This is a genomic window from Sphingobium limneticum, assembly GCF_008710165.1.
GTDB classification, from domain to species: Bacteria; Pseudomonadota; Alphaproteobacteria; order Sphingomonadales; family Sphingomonadaceae; genus Sphingobium; species Sphingobium limneticum.
Genome location: NZ_VYQA01000014.1, coordinates 47,491 through 63,754, shown reverse-complemented (window position 1 = coordinate 63,754; position 16,264 = coordinate 47,491). Strand labels below are relative to the sequence as shown.

10 protein-coding genes are annotated in these 16,264 nt (G+C 63.6%); 5 read left to right on the top strand and 5 right to left on the bottom strand.

Annotated elements, in window-relative coordinates:
* The first annotated feature begins 97 nt into the window (after positions 1 to 97).
* Together F4U95_RS17410 and F4U95_RS17405 are read left to right on the top strand one after the other, a co-directional pair.
* Positions 98 to 1,426 carry an MFS transporter gene (locus F4U95_RS17410; RefSeq protein WP_232016396.1) on the top strand — a complete coding sequence of 443 codons (1,329 nt, stop codon included), beginning with the start codon at positions 98 to 100 and terminating at the stop codon, positions 1,424 to 1,426.
* The gene (locus F4U95_RS17405; protein WP_232016394.1) at positions 1,426 to 3,264 is read left to right on the top strand and encodes a DUF8034 domain-containing protein; all 1,839 of its coding nucleotides are present in this window, start codon (positions 1,426 to 1,428) and stop codon (positions 3,262 to 3,264) included. The genes F4U95_RS17410 and F4U95_RS17405 overlap by 1 nt, the downstream gene beginning before the upstream one ends.
* Positions 3,265 to 3,312: 48 nt before the next feature.
* On the opposite strand, the gene F4U95_RS17400 is transcribed toward F4U95_RS17405, so the two are convergent.
* The 3 genes from F4U95_RS17400 to F4U95_RS17390 form a co-directional block, all read right to left on the bottom strand.
* Complete coding sequence (locus F4U95_RS17400; protein ID WP_120252332.1) at positions 3,313 to 3,573, bottom strand: hypothetical protein; 261 nt, start codon at positions 3,571 to 3,573, stop codon at positions 3,313 to 3,315.
* 250 nt (positions 3,574 to 3,823) lie between these two features.
* Positions 3,824 to 5,494 carry an MFS transporter gene (locus F4U95_RS17395; RefSeq protein ID WP_120252331.1) on the bottom strand — a complete coding sequence of 557 codons (1,671 nt, stop codon included), beginning with the start codon at positions 5,492 to 5,494 and terminating at the stop codon, positions 3,824 to 3,826.
* Positions 5,495 to 5,550: 56 nt separating this feature from the next.
* Positions 5,551 to 6,975, bottom strand: a complete 1,425-nt coding sequence (locus tag F4U95_RS17390) for a DcaP family trimeric outer membrane transporter (RefSeq protein ID WP_232016392.1) — start codon at positions 6,973 to 6,975, stop codon at positions 5,551 to 5,553.
* 191 nt (positions 6,976 to 7,166) lie between these two features.
* Here F4U95_RS17390 and acs point away from each other — a divergent pair, with 191 nt between their 5' ends.
* Both acs and F4U95_RS17380 read left to right on the top strand, forming a co-directional pair.
* Complete coding sequence (gene acs, locus F4U95_RS17385) at positions 7,167 to 9,110, top strand: acetate--CoA ligase (protein ID WP_120252330.1); 1,944 nt, start codon at positions 7,167 to 7,169, stop codon at positions 9,108 to 9,110.
* 147 nt (positions 9,111 to 9,257) lie between these two features.
* Complete coding sequence (locus F4U95_RS17380; RefSeq protein ID WP_269462557.1) at positions 9,258 to 9,872, top strand: response regulator transcription factor; 615 nt, start codon at positions 9,258 to 9,260, stop codon at positions 9,870 to 9,872.
* A gap of 32 nt (positions 9,873 to 9,904) precedes the next feature.
* Here the strand turns inward: F4U95_RS17380 and F4U95_RS17375 are convergent, their stop codons facing one another.
* Positions 9,905 to 13,177, bottom strand: a complete 3,273-nt coding sequence (locus tag F4U95_RS17375; protein WP_120252328.1) for a hybrid sensor histidine kinase/response regulator — start codon at positions 13,175 to 13,177, stop codon at positions 9,905 to 9,907.
* Positions 13,178 to 13,341: 164 nt separating this feature from the next.
* On the opposite strand from F4U95_RS17375, the gene F4U95_RS17370 reads away from it, so the two are divergent.
* Entirely contained in the window at positions 13,342 to 14,376 is a 1,035-nt protein-coding gene (locus tag F4U95_RS17370; protein ID WP_232016383.1) for a hypothetical protein, read from the top strand.
* Between the two features lie 695 nt (positions 14,377 to 15,071).
* On the opposite strand, the gene F4U95_RS17365 is transcribed toward F4U95_RS17370, so the two are convergent.
* On the bottom strand, positions 15,072 to 16,259 hold the full coding sequence (locus tag F4U95_RS17365; RefSeq protein ID WP_120253625.1) for a replication initiator protein A: 1,188 nt from the start codon (positions 16,257 to 16,259) through the stop codon (positions 15,072 to 15,074).
* Between the last annotated feature and the right edge of the window lie 5 nt (positions 16,260 to 16,264).

The following is a 16,264-nucleotide window of genomic DNA, read 5'->3' as shown; positions in this document are numbered from 1 at the left end:
TTTTGGACTTGGACGATCGCCGTCCATCCGGCTAGCCTGCCTCTTCCCCATCCTCCGACCGCCCCGACAGATGGGCGGCGCCATCAGGAGAGCAGATTTGTCGCAGGCCGTTCCTATCGCCGCCCGTCCCACTTATGTGCGATACAGGATCATCGCGCTGATCTTCCTGATCACCTCGATCAACTATGCCGATCGCGCAACCTTCTCCATCGCGGGCAATGCGGCCAGCGGCGAACTGGGACTGTCGCCGGTGCAGACCGGCTTCATCCTGTCCGCCTTCGCCTGGGCCTATGTGCTGGCGCAGATACCGGGCGGCGCGCTGCTCGACCGGTTCGGGACCAAGAAAATCTACGCCGGGGCGATCGCCATCTGGTCGATCTTCACCGCCATACAGGGGACGGTGGGCCTGATCATGGGCCTGCCGGTGGTGGCCAGCCTGTTCGTGTTGCGCTTTCTGGTCGGCGCGGCCGAGGCCCCGTCCTTTCCCGGCAATGCCCGACTGGTCGCCGCCTGGTTCCCCGGCGCGGAACGCGGTACGGCCTCGGCCATCTTCAACAGCGCGCAATATTTCTCGCTGGTCGCCTTCGCCCCGCTGATGGGCTGGCTGGTCCATGATTTCGGCTGGCGATCGGTCTTCTGGGTGATGGGCGCGCTGGGGCTGGTGGCCACCGCCATGTTCCTGCGCTTCATCCACAGCCCGGCCCGCCATCCTGCCATCAACGCCGCCGAACTGGCGCATATCGAGGCGGGCGGCGGCCTTATCCATATGGAGGAAGCGGGCGGCGCCGCCGGCCGCTCGCCCACCTTCACCTGGGTCAATGTGCGCCAATTGCTGGCCAACCGGATGATGCTGGGCATTTATCTCGGCCAATATTGCATCAACGTGCTGACCTATTTCTTCGTCACCTGGTTTCCCATCTATCTGGTCAAGGAACGCGGCCTCAACATCATGGAAGCGGGCTTTGCCGCTGCGGCCCCGGCGCTGTGCGGCTTTGCCGGCGGGCTGGTGGGCGGTTTCGCGTCCGACCTCATCCTGCGACGCACCGGTTCACTGGACCTGGCAAGAAAAGGTCCGCTGGTCGTCGGCATGCTGCTGGCAACGCTCATCATCGCCTGCGTGTGGGCCGATGCGGAATGGCTGGTCGTGACGCTGATGGCGATCGCCTTCTTCGGCAAGGGGATCGCCTCGCTCGGCTGGGCGGTGATGGCCGACGTAGCGCCCAAGCAATTGGCCGGCCTTTCGGGCGGGGTGTTCAACATGTTCGGCAACATGGCCGGCATCGTGACGCCGATCGTCGTGGGCTATATCGTCGCGGCGACCGGCTCGTTCGATCTGGCGCTGGTATTCGTGGGCGCCCACTGCCTGCTCACCATATTCGCCTTCACCGTGATCGTGGGGCCGATCCGCCGGCTGGAGCTGGCCTGATGCGGGTCGACTTTATGCGGGTAGACAGGCGCGCCTTTCTGGGCGGTGCAGCAGCGCTCGCCCTCCCCGCGCAGGCAAAGGCCGCAAAAGCCAGCCTGTCGTTGGACAAGCCGATGGCCGCGCCCGATTGGGCGAGGATGCAGCGCCAGTTGCTGGACGCCAATGCGGTCGCCTGCGAAACATTCTATGCCGCCTATGTCGACCGGCGCGATCGACTCAAGGTGTTCGAGCGCTGGGGCGCCAATGACGGGCCGGATGACGCGGCGGAGGCGACCAACGACTGGTATCTGCTGCATGCGCTGGGCGGCAGCGACCGGATCAGGACGCTGGCCGCCCGTTTCTGGGAGGGGCATCTGCGCCAGTTCGCCGCCGCCCGCACGACCGATGTGCCGATCGCGCGTGCCGGCATGTATTTCCGCGAATTTCCCGTGCAGATGGATTGGCAGCATAATGCGGAGGGGCTGACCAGCTTCAACCTCATGGGGCTGTCCAGCCCGCGCGATCCGGCATTGCTGGCGCGCACGCGGCGCTATGCCGATTTCTACACCGGCCGTGATTCGACGGCGCCCAATTACGACCCGGATCGCCGCATCATCCGCAGCCTGCTGAACGGCAGTCGCGGGCCGATGCTGCGCCAGGCCACACCGCTCGACTGGGCCGGGGATCCGTTCGATCCCACGCCCTTCCACATGGAACATGGCGAGACGAGCTATCAACAGACGCTCGACCATTATGCCGAATATGGCGATGTGGTCGGCGACAATCCATTGAATTTGCAGGCGACCACGCTCGGCCTGAACGCCTATGCGCTGGGCGGTGGGGAGCGGTTCCGCACATGGGCGCTCGACTATCTGGCCGCCTGGGCGGAGCGGGCAGCGAAGAATGGTGGCCTACTGCCCAGCCGGGTGCGCTCCGACGGCAAGGTGGGCGACGATTGGTGGCAGGGCGTCTATGGCTGGGGCTTTTCACCCATCGTGCCGCAGACCGGCATGCGAGAGGATCGCAATCGCGTGCCCCGATCGATCACCGCTTTCATGGGCGCGCTGCTGATGAGCGGGGACATGGCCTATATCGACTTGTGGCGACGGCAGACGGCGCGGATCAACGATGCCGCGCGCACTATCGACGGCACCCTGTCCGCGCCCACCATGCATGATGCGCAGGGCTGGTATGGGTGGAAGCCCGGCCCCTATCGGACCAACGGCTTTGAAATCTGGTATATGTCGCAGCGCGCGGACGATCGCGCGGCAGCGGGCGACGATCCGTGGATCGCCTTTCTAGAGGGGCGCAATGGCGATTATCCCGTTCAGGCGCTGACCGCCGATCTGGCGCGGGTGGCGCAGCGGGTGACGGCGCGAGAGCAGGACGATACCACGCCGCAGACGCGACTGGCGGACTGGCCGATCGGCATCAACCCGGCCAGCGTCAAAAGCTTGGTGCAGTTGATGACGGGCGGGCTGCATATCGCCCGGCCGCCCTGGTCGAAAACATCCCCGCCGCAAGGGGGCGTACCGCTCCATTGCCGCCTTCGCTATTTCGATCCGGTCGCAAGGCGCGCCGGCGTGCCGGCCGATGTAGGCGCGCTGGTCCACCGGCTGGCGGATCGGGAAACGGAGGTTACGATGGTCAATCTGGGCCGCCAGGCGCGCACCGTGACGATACAGGGCGGCGCCTATGCCGAACATCGGATCGACGGCGTGATGGTGGATGGTCGCAACATGGCCGTGGGCGGGCGCGATATCACGCTTCGACTGGAGCCGGGTTGCGGCGCGCGGTTGGTTTTGGCGATGACCCGCTATGCCAACCGGCCGACCTTGGCATTCCCCTGGGACCGATAAGTCTCTGCCCTGCCCCGGCGCGCTGCCGGGGCAATGGCGGCGAGCCGATCAGCGCTGGGCCAACTGCAGCGACGCCTTGCGGCTGATGGTCAGGCCAGCCTGTGCCCAGTCCGCCTTGGTCCGGCACTGGACGGACGGCGTGCGCGACGCGATGCGGGTTTCGCGGAAGCAATAGCGGTCGGTTTTCGCCTGATAGGTCACCTTGGCATCGCCGAAACGGCCCTGCGGCTGCGCGAAAGCGGGGGTGGCGGCTGCCGAAACGGCGACGGTGGCGACGAGGATGGCGGCGGCAAATGCGATGGTCTTCATGATGATGGTCCTTCCCTGAAATCTCTCTGGCGATCCGTTGTGGATCATGCCGGGTACATTGCAGGGGCCGTGCCAATTCGCGAAAAGCGCGGAAAATCGGGCTTTTCAAAAATTGGATCGATAATGTCGAAAAATATTATTCCACTATTTGGTAAAAAATACCGCTTTTGCGGATAAATTCCACACCAAATGAAAAGGCGGCACCCACTGGCGCCGCCTCTCTACGATTTCACCTGTACAACTCGCTGTCTCAGTCTTCGATATTTCGGCGGAACGTCTCCGGCAGGAACAGCAGCCCGACCACCACGGTCAATGCGGCAACCACCACCGGATACCACAGGCCGTAATAGATATCTCCGGTCGCCGCGACCATGGCGAAGGCCGTGGTCGGCAGGAAGCCGCCGAACCAGCCATTGCCGATATGATAGGGCAGCGACATCGACGTGTAGCGGATGCGACTGGGGAAAAGTTCGACCAGCATCGCCGCGATCGGGCCGTAGACCATCGTCACCAGCATCGCGAGCGCCCACAATATGGCGACCACCGCCACCTTGTTGATCTGCGCCGTGTCCGCCTTGGCCGGATAGCCCGCCGTGGCAAGGCCCGCCTTCAGATCGTCCTGAAACGCGGTAATGGCCGCCTTCTTGTCATCGCCCGCCAGCGTGGCGGGATCGGGCGCGGTAAAGCTGACCGCACCGATCTTCACGATGGCGGCGCTGCCAGCCGGCGCTTCGACATTGTCATAGCTGGCGCTGGCCTTGGCCAGATAGGTCTTTGCGATGTCGCAGCTCGACGTGTCGAACTTGTTCTTGCCCACGGGGTCGAACTGGAACGAACATTCCTTGCTGTTGGCGACGACGGTGATGGGGGCGGACGCCTGCGCCGCCGCCAGCGCGGGATTGGCGGCATGGGTCAGCGCGCCGAACAGCGGGAAATAGGTGATCGCCGCCAGTGCGCAGCCGCCCAATATGATCGGCTTTCGCCCGATCTTGTCCGACAACCAGCCGAAGAAGACGAAGAAGGGCGTGGCCAGCGCCAGCGCGATGGCGATCAGGATATTGGCGGTCGCGCCATCGACCTTCAGCGTCTTTTCCAGGAAGAAGAGCGCGTAGAATTGCCCCGCATACCAGACCACCGCCTGCCCCGCGACAGCACCCAGTAGCGCGATGATGACCCAGCGCAGATTGCCCCATTGGCCGAACGCCTCGGTCAGCGGCGCCTTGGACGTCTTGCCCTCATCCTTCATCTTCTGAAAGACGGGGCTTTCGTTGAGTTGCAGGCGTATCCACATCGACACGCCCAGCAGCAGAATCGAAATCAGGAAGGGCAGGCGCCAGCCCCAAGCCGCGAACGCTTCCTCACCCAACGCGAAACGGAAACCGATCACCACCAGCAGCGCCGCGAACAGGCCGAAGGTCGCGGTGGTCTGAATCCAGCTGGTATAAAGGCCGCGTTTCCCCTCAGGCGCATGTTCGGCGACATAGGTGGCAGCCCCACCATATTCGCCGCCCAGCGCCAGCCCTTGCGCCAATCGCATGATCAGCAGGATGATGGGCGCCGCCACGCCGATGCTGGCGTAGCTGGGCAACAGGCCGACGGCAAAGGTCGACAGGCCCATGATTCCCATGGTGACGAGGAAAGTGTTCTTGCGCCCGACCAGATCGCCGATCCGCCCGAACACCAGCGCGCCGAAGGGCCGTACCGCAAAGCCCGCCGCGAATGCCGCCAGCGCGAAGATGAAGCCGGTCGTCTCGTTCACGCCCGAAAAGAACTGGGCGCTGATATAGGTGGCCAGCAGCCCGTAAAGATAGAAATCATACCATTCGAACACCGTCCCCAATGAGGACGCGGCGATGACGAGTTTCTCGTTCTGCGTCGCCGCATGCTGTTTCGGCTGGCCGTCGTCATAGGTCGTCGCCATAAGCCCCTCTCCTTTCAAGTGCGATTGCCAGTCGGGTGGAATCGCGTGAACCCAAGTCAGAATGTATATTTGGCCGCCATCTCAAGCCGGTCCATCTGGCCCTTGAGGCCACTGACGACGTTCCGTTGAGCATGACGATATTCGATGCCGAGGTCGAGATGTTCGACCGGGGACCAGAAGATGTTGCCCGCCAGACTATAGGCCGCCTTGTCCGCCAGCCCCGGCACGATGAAATCCGATGGATAATAAGCGCGGTGATAGCCCGCCATGAAGGTGGAGCGCAGGCTGTCGGTCCAGCCCAGCTTCACCGCGGCATAGCCCGACAGATTGCTGACCAGCCCCAGCCGCTGCGCCCGAGCCGGATCGTCCACGACGTCGGCCACCGCGCCCAGCCCCAGATAGCGGCCGATGCCGCGACCATAGGTGGCGAGCAGGCGCACATCATGCCGCCCCTGCGGCCCGAAGGCGACGCGCGCGCCGCCGCTGACGCCCCAGCCCATGGCCGTATCGCCCTGCGCGCCGCCCTGTTCCTCACGATTCACCGAAAGCATTCGCATCAGCCCGGCGACATGCCATTCCAGCGCCTTGCTCTTATACGCCAGCTTGGCCACCAGATCGGGCATCCGGTCATTGTCACGGTCGACCAGCGCCGCAGCAGCCGGCGTCACCGTCTCCGTCTGTGGGTTTTCCGCCGCCAGATAGAGCGACAGATTGTCGCCCAATGGCTGACGATATTGCGCGATCAACTGGCGCACGAAAACGGTGCCCTCCATCGGTCCGACAAAATCGGTGGTTTCGGGCAGCAGGCTGGGACTCTGGAACGTCGTCCATTCCTGCCCCAGCAGCCAGTTGCCATAGGTGAAATAGGCACGGCGCAGCGTCGGCGTATAGGGATTGGTCGCGCGCTGCGCCCCGGCCGGGGCGGTCGCCAGCCCGAAGTCGAACTCGATATGGCTTTTGAGCGTCTTGGCGCCCACCGGCGTTTCCGTCTCGAAAGACAGTCGGCTCTGCCGGGCATGGCCGATCACGTCGTGGCTGCTGCGGCCACCGACCGGAATCTGCTGCGGCAGGTAGAATTCCTTGCCCAGCGCGCCGCCCGGCATTTCGCCATCATCATAGCGGGTCGCACTGCCCACCATCTTGACGAATCCACCGATCTTGAAGCTGGTGCCGCCAATCTGGAAGCCTTCCGCCGCTGGCTTGTTTTCCAGCGCGGCAACGCGATCGTCGGCCTTTCGGGCAATCTGCGCCGACGCCTGCCGGTCGGCCTGCTGGTCTGTGCGGGCCGCCTGCAACTCGCCCTTGAGCGCCGTCACCGCCGCTTCCAACTGGTTGAGGCGCGCTTCGAGTTCCGCCTCGCGCGGAGTCTGGGCGCGGACGGCCGGCCCGGCAAAAATGGCCGCCGTCAGAGCGCCTATCGCGGCGCTATTTCGCCAGTTTCGATAAGTCGGCCAACTTGCCGACGTCGCTAATGTCATCATGCCTCTCCGTGCCGGACGATCCCGTCTGTGCGGGGTTGGTGGCAAGTCCGGCCTGTGTCGCCATCATGCGGAGGAAGCGGGGGTGGAGAGAAGGCGGACCATGGTGCCAAAGACCCTCGACTTTGGTCGAGGATGGCGGGCGCCGGGCGCTGCGTTAGGCTGAGGCAAAGAGCTGGAGAGGTTCTCGATATATGAGCGAAGCGCTATACCCCGTTCCTGCCGCCCTGGCTGCCGACGCCCGCATCACCGCCACCACCGCCGCCGACATGCACGCGATGGCCGCGTCCGACCCCGATGCCTTCTGGCGCGAGCAGGCCCAGCGGCTGGACTGGATTACCCCTTTCACCAAGGTCAATGAAAGCAGCTTCGATGAGGCCGATTTCGGCATCAGCTGGTTTGCCGACGGACAGCTGAACGTCAGCGCCAACTGCATCGACCGCCATCTGGCCGGGCGTGGCGAACAGCCCGCGATCATCTGGGAAGGGGACGATCCTTCCGAAAGCCGCATCATCACCTACGCGCAGCTGCATGAGGAAGTCTGCCGCTTCGCCAATGTGCTCAAAAGTCAGGGCGTGCAACGCGGCGATCGCGTCACGCTCTATCTGCCGATGATTCCGGAGGCCGCCTTCGCCATGCTGGCCTGTACCCGGATCGGCGCGGTTCATTCGATCGTCTTTGCCGGCTTCTCGCCCGACAGTCTGGCCAGCCGCATCCGCGATTGCGACTCCCGCATCGTCATCACCGCCGACGAAGGGCTGCGCGGCGGGAAGAAGGTCGCGCTCAAGGCCAATGTCGATGCCGCCATCGCCCATTGTACCTCGGTAGAAAAGGTCATCGTCGTCCAGCGCACCGGCGCGAACGTACCGATGCAAGACGGCCGCGACCTGTTCTACGGCCCCGCCCGCGATGCCGCTGCCACCGACTATGCGCCCGAGGCGATGGGCGCAGAAGACCCGCTCTTCATCCTCTACACCTCCGGCTCCACCGGCACGCCCAAGGGCGTGCTGCATTCGACCGGCGGCTATCTGCTCTGGGCGTCGATGACGCATGAGCATGTGTTCGATTACCGCCCCGGCGAGGTCTATTGGTGTACCGCCGACATCGGCTGGGTCACGGGCCACAGCTATGTCGTCTATGGCCCGCTGGCCAATGGCGCGACCAGCTTGATGTTCGAAGGCGTCCCCAACTATCCCGACCATAGCCGCTTCTGGCAGATATGCGACAAGTGGCAGGTGTCGATCTTCTACACCGCGCCCACGGCGCTGCGCGCGCTGATGCGCGAAGGCGACGCCTATGTGCAGGCCGCCAGCCGCACGTCGCTGCGCATATTGGGCAGCGTGGGCGAACCGATCAATCCCGAAGCCTGGGAATGGTATCACCGCATCGTGGGCGAAGGGCGTTGCCCGATCGTAGACACATGGTGGCAGACGGAAACCGGCGGGATATTGATCGCCCCCCTGCCCGGCGCCACCGACCTGAAACCCGGCTCCGCCACAAAGCCGCTGTTCGGCGTTCATCCCCTGCTGGTCGATGCGGAGGGCAAGGCGCTGGACGGCGCGACCGAGGGCAATTTGTGCATCGCCAAAAGCTGGCCGGGGCAGATGCGCACCGTCTATGGCGACCATGAGCGCTTCTTCCAGACCTATTTCACGACCTATCCCGGCCGCTATTTCACCGGCGACGGCGCCCGCCGCGACGAGGATGGCTATTATTGGATCACCGGGCGCGTGGACGACGTCATCAACGTGTCCGGGCACCGCATGGGCACGGCGGAAATCGAAAGTGCGCTGGTCGCCCATGCCAAGGTCGCCGAAGCCGCCGTCGTCGGCATGCCCCATGCGATCAAGGGTCAGGGCATCTATGCCTATGTGACGCTGAACGCGAACGAAGAGCCGTCGGACGCGTTGCGCAAGCTGCTCGTCGCCTGGGTGCGCAACGAAATCGGGCCGATCGCGACGCCCGACATCATCCAGTTCGCGCCCGGCCTGCCCAAGACCCGGTCGGGCAAGATCATGCGCCGCATCCTGCGCAAGATCGCGGAGGGCGAAACCGGCGCATTGGGCGATATTTCGACGCTAGCTGATCCGTCGGTGGTCGAAAGACTGATCGCCGACAGCCAGTTGGCGCACGCCTGACAGACCGTTTGAGCAACGGAAAATAACCATAAAGGGCTTGCCCCCTGTCGGGGCAAGTCCCTATCCCGGACCGGTGAAAGACCGGCCGTATCGGCCCCGGAGAGGAAAGCGACGCTGACGACGACGCCTGCGACATTGGGCACCATATTGGTGGCGGACGATCATCCGCTGTTTCGTCAGGCGCTGGTCATGGCGGTGGAGGCGGTCGCCCCGCAGGCGCGTGTCGCAGAAGCATCGACCCTCGATCGCGCCGTGGAGATCGCCAACGCGACCAGCGATCTTCTCCTCATCCTGCTGGACCTCAAAATGCCCGGATCGGCTGGCTTTTCGGGCGTCGCCCTGCTCCATGCCGAGCGCCCCTCCGTCCCCATCCTCGTCATTTCCAGTGCGGAGGCGCAGGTCGCTTCCCCCGAAGCCCGCCGCTATGGCGCGGTCGGCTTCATCGGCAAGGATCAGGATCTGTCCGTGATCGAACAGGCGATCGCCGCTGCGCTGGAGGGCAACAGCCCTGCCCCGGTGGCCGTGCCCGCCGGCGATATCGATGATATGGCGCATAAGGTCGCATCGCTCACACCCACGCAGTTGCGCGTTCTGCTGGGCGTGCTGGATGGTCAGTTGAACAAGCAGATCGCCTATGAATTGGGCGTGGCGGAATCGACCATCAAGTCGCACATGACGACTGTGCTGGCGAAGCTGGGCGTACAGAACCGCACGCAGGCAGCACTGGCCGCGCGCGCGCTCGGGCTGGGCGCGGATCGGTGACAACTTGAACCTATATGGTTCATTTTCAGCGATCAACGATCCATATTGACTATCCATTGCTCCAATATCGGGCCGCTTAGCGGCTTGGCCAATATCGCGACATTTCGCTTCTTCGTCCGCTCCAGCATCGACACGCCACGTTCCGCCGTCACCAATGCCACAGGCAGGCCGGGCCAACGTGCATGCAACGCGTCGATCAAGTCGATGCCGTCCCGCTCAGCCCCCAGCGCGAAATCGACCAAAGCCCCGTCGAACGGCCCGTCGGCAGCCAGCGCTTCCCTTTCGCTCGCCGCCACGACGCAGTCATTGCCCAACGCCTCCAGCACCGCCCGCATCGCCGCGCGGTTGGCGCCGTCATCATCGACCACCAGCAGCCGCAAGCCGGGCGCCGCCAATGCGAGGCTACCCGCATGCGTAGCCTCGCCCGGATCGGCGGGCACACAGGGCAGGTTGATGGCAAAGCAACTTCCCCGCCCCTGCTGCGACCATACATCCACCTTCGCGCCGATCAGCGCGGCGGAGCGTTCCACGATCGCCAGCCCCAGGCCGATACCATTTTCGCTCCCCTGCCCGAGCCGTTCAAATTCTCGGAAAATGATATCCAGCTTATCGGGGGCGATGCCGATGCCGCTGTCGCGCACCTCGATCCGCAGTCCCTGTCCGCGCCGCCGGGCTGCCACGATGATCCCGCCGCGCTCGGTATAACGGATCGCATTGGACAGGAAATTCTGAACGATCGACCGTAACAGCGACCGGTCCGTCTCGACCCAGCCATCCCCTGCCCCGACGCGCAGCGACAACCCCTTCTCCGCTGCCAACGGCGCCAGGCTCTCGGTCAGATCGACCAGCATCGCCCTCGCCGCAAAACGGCTCGGCTGCGGTGTCACCCCGCCGGCATCCAGCCGGGATATGTCGAGCAGCGCGCCGAGCAGATCATTGGCCCCCTCGATCGAGCGGTCCAGCCGCGCCAGCATCGCCCGCTCCGGCTCCTCCAGCCGCCTGCGTAGCGCAGCAGAAAAGAGCATGGCCGCGTGGAGCGGTTGCAACAGATCATGGCTGGCCGCCGCCAGGAAGCGCGTCTTGTCCGCCATCGCCGCGGCCAGCTTCGCATTGACCTGCGACAATTCCGCCGTGCGTTGCGCCACCGCCTGCTCCAGGTCGCGCCGGGCGGTTTCGGTCGCGGCGCGCGCCTGCGCCTCGATCGTGATGTCGGTAAAGCTCATCACATAACCGCCATCGGGCATCGCCCCGCCCACCGTCTTGATAACACGTCCGTCGGGCCGATAGCGTTCGAAACTATGCGGCTTGCGGCTGCGCATATGGCCCAGGCGCCGGGCGACATGGTCGTCCACTTCGCCAGGGCCACAATCGCCACGCTCGGCATTGAAGCGGATCAAATCGGCGATCGGCACGCCCACCCGGACCAGACCGGGCGGATAGCGGAACAGGTCGAGATAGCGGCTGTTCCAGGCGATCAGCCGCAGGTCGCGGTCGATCACGCTGACGCCGACATCGATATTCTCCAACGTCGCTGCCAACAGCCCCTGGGAGAAATGGAGCGACTGGCCCGACGCATCCAGCATCTGCGCGACCTCGGCAAAGCCCATGCCCTGCCCGGAAATGGCAGACGCCATGATCGCGCGCGCGGAGGATGCGCCCACCACGCTGCCGATCAGCCGTTCGGCCGTGCGGGCGCTGCCCTGGTCGATCGGCCGGTCCGAAGGCTCTTCCGCGCCGAAGGCCTCTGCCGCGGCATCTACGCCGACGAAGCGGGTGACCAGATCGCCCAGCGCCGCCATCGTACCGATCGGGGCGATCCCGCGCTGACGCACCAGTCCGGCCGTGCCGACCACGCGGACCGACACCAGCAGGGTTGCGAGCATATTGCCGCCCAGGCTGGCGATCGTGCCCAGCGTCACCACATTGCCGTCCGTCCAGCGCGCGATCCAATCGGGCAGCAGATCTACCGAAGGCAGGAATAGCGCCAGCATCCAGATGGCAAAGCCGGTGAGCAGCCCCGCCCCGCCCGCGACCGGATCATTATGCGGCCGATATACCGCGCAGATCAGTGCCGGCGCGCATTGGGCAATGGCGACGAAGGCGATCAGGCCGACCGAGGCCAGCCCGGTCGTCAGCGGCGTAGCCATCGCATAGACGGTGGCCGCCGCGATCAGGCCGATGATGGCGATGCGCCGCACCCACAGCAGCCGTTCGCCCATATGGCTGCCGGCATCGGATCGACGCAGCAATATGGGTGCAAACAGATCGTTGGAGATCATGCTGGAGATGGCGACGATTTCCGTCACCACCATCGCCATCGCCGCCGACAAGCCACCGAAAAAGACGAGTAGCGCCAGCGCATCGAAGCCGAAATGCTGTGGCAGGCTGAGGACGAACAGGTCGGGCGCCGCTCCCTCCCCCAACAGGGCCAGCCCTGCAGCCGCGATTGGCGGCACCGCCAGCACGGTCACCAGCAGATAGGCGATGAAGCCCCATCGTGCGCGCATGATGTCATCCGGCCCACGCGCTTCCATGACGCTGACGAAGAAATGACGCGGCAAGCAAAGGATGGTCAGCATCGACAGGAGCGTGGTGACCAGGAAGTCGCCACCCAGCCTCGCCGGTGCGAAGGCGCTGCGGAAAGCCGCCACCCCCTCCGCGATCTGCGCCGTGGGCATGGTCCAGAGCAGCCAGCCGGCCAGCCCCGCCACGGGCAGCAACGCCGCAAGCTTCAGCACGGATTCGCCGGCCACCGCGAACAGGATCGCTTCATTCTGGCCGGCTACCTGATAACGGCGCGCGCCGAACAGCAGGGCGAACAGCGCCAGCGCGGCCGATGCGCCGATCAACGGCATCGTGCTTTCGGGCGTGCGCGACACCAGCGCGAAGCTGAAGGCGACCGACCGCAGTTGCAACGCGACATAGGGGATGGTGCCGAACAGCAGGATGATCGTCACCAGCGCGGCCATCACCCGGCTCTTGCCGAAGCGGGAGCCGATAAAGTCGGATATGGAGGTCGCGCCGTCGCGATGTACCTCGACATGCAGGCGGCGCAGGAAGCCCCCGCCCAGCGCCATCAGCAGCGCTGGCCCCAGATAGATGGGCAGATAGTCCCACCCGCCCGTCGCAGCGCTGCCGACCGCACCGAAATAGGTCCAGCTGGTACAGTAGACCGCGAGGGCCAGCCCATAGGCATGAATGCGCCAGCGTGAGCCGCTGAGCCGTGTGCGATAGCGATGGACAAAAGCTGCGCCGCCGAACAACAGCGCGGCATAGAGGATGGCCAGGAGGATGGTGATGGACATGGCCTAGGCATAATCGCCTCTGTGACCCTCGCCAATCCGCACGAAAGAGGGAGGGATTGGCGGTCGTTGAAATTCGCTGTACAAGATGACTATCTAAAACGCATTTATCGTTGAATATCAGTGATGATATTATTGATAAATAGCGATATTTCTCAGGACTTGAATTGTTCGATCTCAACGAAAATCCGGCGGATATCGAACGTGGTATGAATGATAACACGTTGCTGGTCGCCTATGCCGACGCCCAATCCCTGCTTGCGCGTATCGAGGAACGGCAAAGGCTCAGCCCGGTACGTCGTCCCTGGGGGATACGACGCTTCATCACCGAACGCCAGTCCCTTGCATGGATCGATGCCACCGCGATCGACGCGGACGCCTTTACGGTCGACGGGCGCGGGCATGTAAGCGGGGCGGATTTCGACCTCACCCATTGGCGCAGAGCGATCGGGGCGCCTGTGACACTGGATATGATAAGAAGCGACAGCGCAGGCTTGCTCGACTGGCTGGGGGTGGAGGATGCCACCGTTGCAGCTACGCCTTGGGCGGCCCCTGCCCTGCCGCTGTCCGACATCCGGATACGGGTGGAAGCGTGGCAGAAGGCCGTGGCAACGCTGCCCCCCTCCCCGCCCCTGCTCTATGGTGCACGTCTCGCCCAATCCTGGTGGTCGCGTACGCCGATCGGTCGCGGTGATGCAGTTGCCAGTTTTCTGATCGGTGACCGTTTCGGACCGGGCCGGTTCGATGTTTCGTCAGGCGGACTCGTGGCCCTGGGTTTCCAGTTGAACGGCACGGCTTGGAAAATTGCCGATCCTGATCGGTACGATCGGCTATGGCTGCGAGCGATTGCGGATGGCGCGCGGCACCTGCTCGATCAGGAACTGCGACTGCGCAGCTATGCCCATCGCACCGCCGCGCACATTGCCAACCGTCGTCGTCCGGGCCGACTGAAAGAAGTCGTGATGCTGGCCATGGCGCATCCTCATATCGGCAGCCGGCTCGTTGCCGATCGACTTGACATCACCTCTGCCGGCGCGATCAAATTGCTGACCATCGCGACCGAAGCCGGGCTGCTTGTGGAGCGCTCTGGCCAAGCCAGCTACCGCACCTACAGCATCCCGGTAAGCAACCTGCCGTCTACATCGAGCATCTCAGATCCGCTTACCGATCCCCAAATGCATGATTTTTGGTCGGAGGCATGAAAAAATCGGCCTCGCCAGAAGCTCGCTGAGCGCCTTTTCGAGGCTCAGATAGGCCGTATGATCTGGAAGGCCCTTCGGTGTCCTACGGGCCCCTCAGGCCGCCTCATGGCATTTCCCACTTTTGTTCTATTCCGCACGTCGGATTCAGTTCGCGACCGCCGCATATTTTGAGCCTTTGCCAAAAAGACGACGCATGCGCTAATGGGACGCGGTTTTCCCGCTTGCGTCAGCTGGGAATAGGGGGAGGGGGGCCGCACCGGCCGTCACTTCACTTCGGGACTCCCTCCCATCCAACATGTTTCGAAGTTGCGTAACAGAGGGCAACACCGTTTCTTGCGATCTGTTCGAAAACACGTTCAGCGGCCGCTTGCTGTAACCGGGCCTGAGCAGGCGGAGCGTGTCAATGCGATGAATGTCCGGAAACAGCAGCTATCTGACTCGGCCTTGCGTGCGGAGGAGGCTCAGCGACGTGTCAGGTTGCTAAGCATCGTGTTTTCAGAATCACCTCATTCAGACCGCAACATCGCCGCGGTTACAGATCGGCAGGTGACGACCTCATCGGTCGAGGGGCTGAGAAGGACGGATTTGCGTCGCTATCCATTGATGTCGTGATATTGCGCAGGGCTCATCCGCGACCGCTGCCATCGTCGGGCGTCAATGATGACGTGATTCTAAAAACACGTCGAATGAAGAATTCAGGGCCGCAACTTATATTTGTTGCGGCGGTGATGTTCCTTCACGAAGCCATAGAAGCGCTTGGAATAGTTGCGCGGCAACTCATGCGGATTGGCGCCCAGAAAGGCATCGAACCTACGCATCAGTTCATCATAGTCCCAGCCGGGAAAGTCGCTGCGGATCGCGTCATGAACGTGGGCGTCCAATATATCGCGCGCCCGCCCGCCAGATAGGGGGACCGGTTTGGCCTTGCTTCTGTCCGCACCCGGGCTTCGCAACCCGCCGGCCGCTTGCGCGATCAGCGTCATGGCCTGCCGCGGATCGATCATCGCCTGCTCGTCATCCTCTGCTGGCGTGACAGAGGAGGGGAGGGGGTTCGCCCGGACAGATCGCGCGCGTTCGGCCATGTGCCGACGCATGACCATCCGCATCTTGGGCTTCGTGCTATCGGGATTGACGACCTCAAGGCTGATGTCCGGCAATTCATTCGCCTTGGCAAGGTCGAGCAGTTTGCGCTTGAATACCGGATAGCTGCTCTCGCTACCGCTCTTCTGATGGAGCGTTTCGAAGCCGATGACGAAGCCTTCCGCGCCGTTGCCGCCCGCATGTTTGCGCGAGGCGCGGTACAGCCATTTGCCAAGGCCGCTGGTAATCTCGAAATAGAGCGGTGAAATGGCCAGCACATTGCGCTTGTCCATAACCCCGTCGAAGAACCATTTGGAGAGGGTGATTTCCATGCCGAGCGAACGCTGGGTCCGCTCATCCACCAGATGGGTGTAGCTGTCGATCCAGGAGAAGGTCGTTTCCCGGCTCTTGGCGCTGGCGCGAATATTGGTCTTGATCGTCGTCGCCTGCAGCCGGTCGAGCGCGCTGACCAGCCGCTCATAGGCCCGCCCGCTGGTGCCCCAGCAAATGCGCTTGAGCAGATCGCCTGGCTGAAGGCGAATAACGGGCGAGAGATCGTTGAGGCCACGCTCGCGCAGCTCGTTAAGATGTGACGCCAGATAGATCATGATATCCGCGTCCCAGATCGTCGCCATTCCATAGGTAGGATTGGGCGAAACATGGACGGTGACCGCCTTGTCCGGACTGACATAATCGATCGGCTTGACGCGCTTGCGCTTCGACAGGCTGAAGAACGGCCGCTGCATCGTCTCCTGATAATCGCGCAGGGAGATGTCGCTGAAATCCGGCAGGGTGAAGAACATTTCGA

What these genes read in the sequence shown, in the direction of transcription:
- acs (WP_120252330.1), top strand. Translation starts at nt 7,167, where the DNA reads ATGAGCGAAGCGCTATACCCCGTTCCTGCCGCCCTGGCTGCCGACGCC.
- F4U95_RS17400 (WP_120252332.1), bottom strand. Translation starts at nt 3,573, where the DNA reads ATGAAGACCATCGCATTTGCCGCCGCCATCCTCGTCGCCACCGTCGCC.
- F4U95_RS17375 (WP_120252328.1), bottom strand. Translation starts at nt 13,177, where the DNA reads ATGTCCATCACCATCCTCCTGGCCATCCTCTATGCCGCGCTGTTGTTC.
- F4U95_RS17365 (WP_120253625.1), bottom strand. Translation starts at nt 16,259, where the DNA reads ATGTTCTTCACCCTGCCGGATTTCAGCGACATCTCCCTGCGCGATTAT.
- F4U95_RS17405 (WP_232016394.1), top strand. Translation starts at nt 1,426, where the DNA reads ATGCGGGTCGACTTTATGCGGGTAGACAGGCGCGCCTTTCTGGGCGGT.
- F4U95_RS17395 (WP_120252331.1), bottom strand. Translation starts at nt 5,494, where the DNA reads ATGGCGACGACCTATGACGACGGCCAGCCGAAACAGCATGCGGCGACG.
- F4U95_RS17390 (WP_232016392.1), bottom strand. Translation starts at nt 6,975, where the DNA reads ATGATGACATTAGCGACGTCGGCAAGTTGGCCGACTTATCGAAACTGG.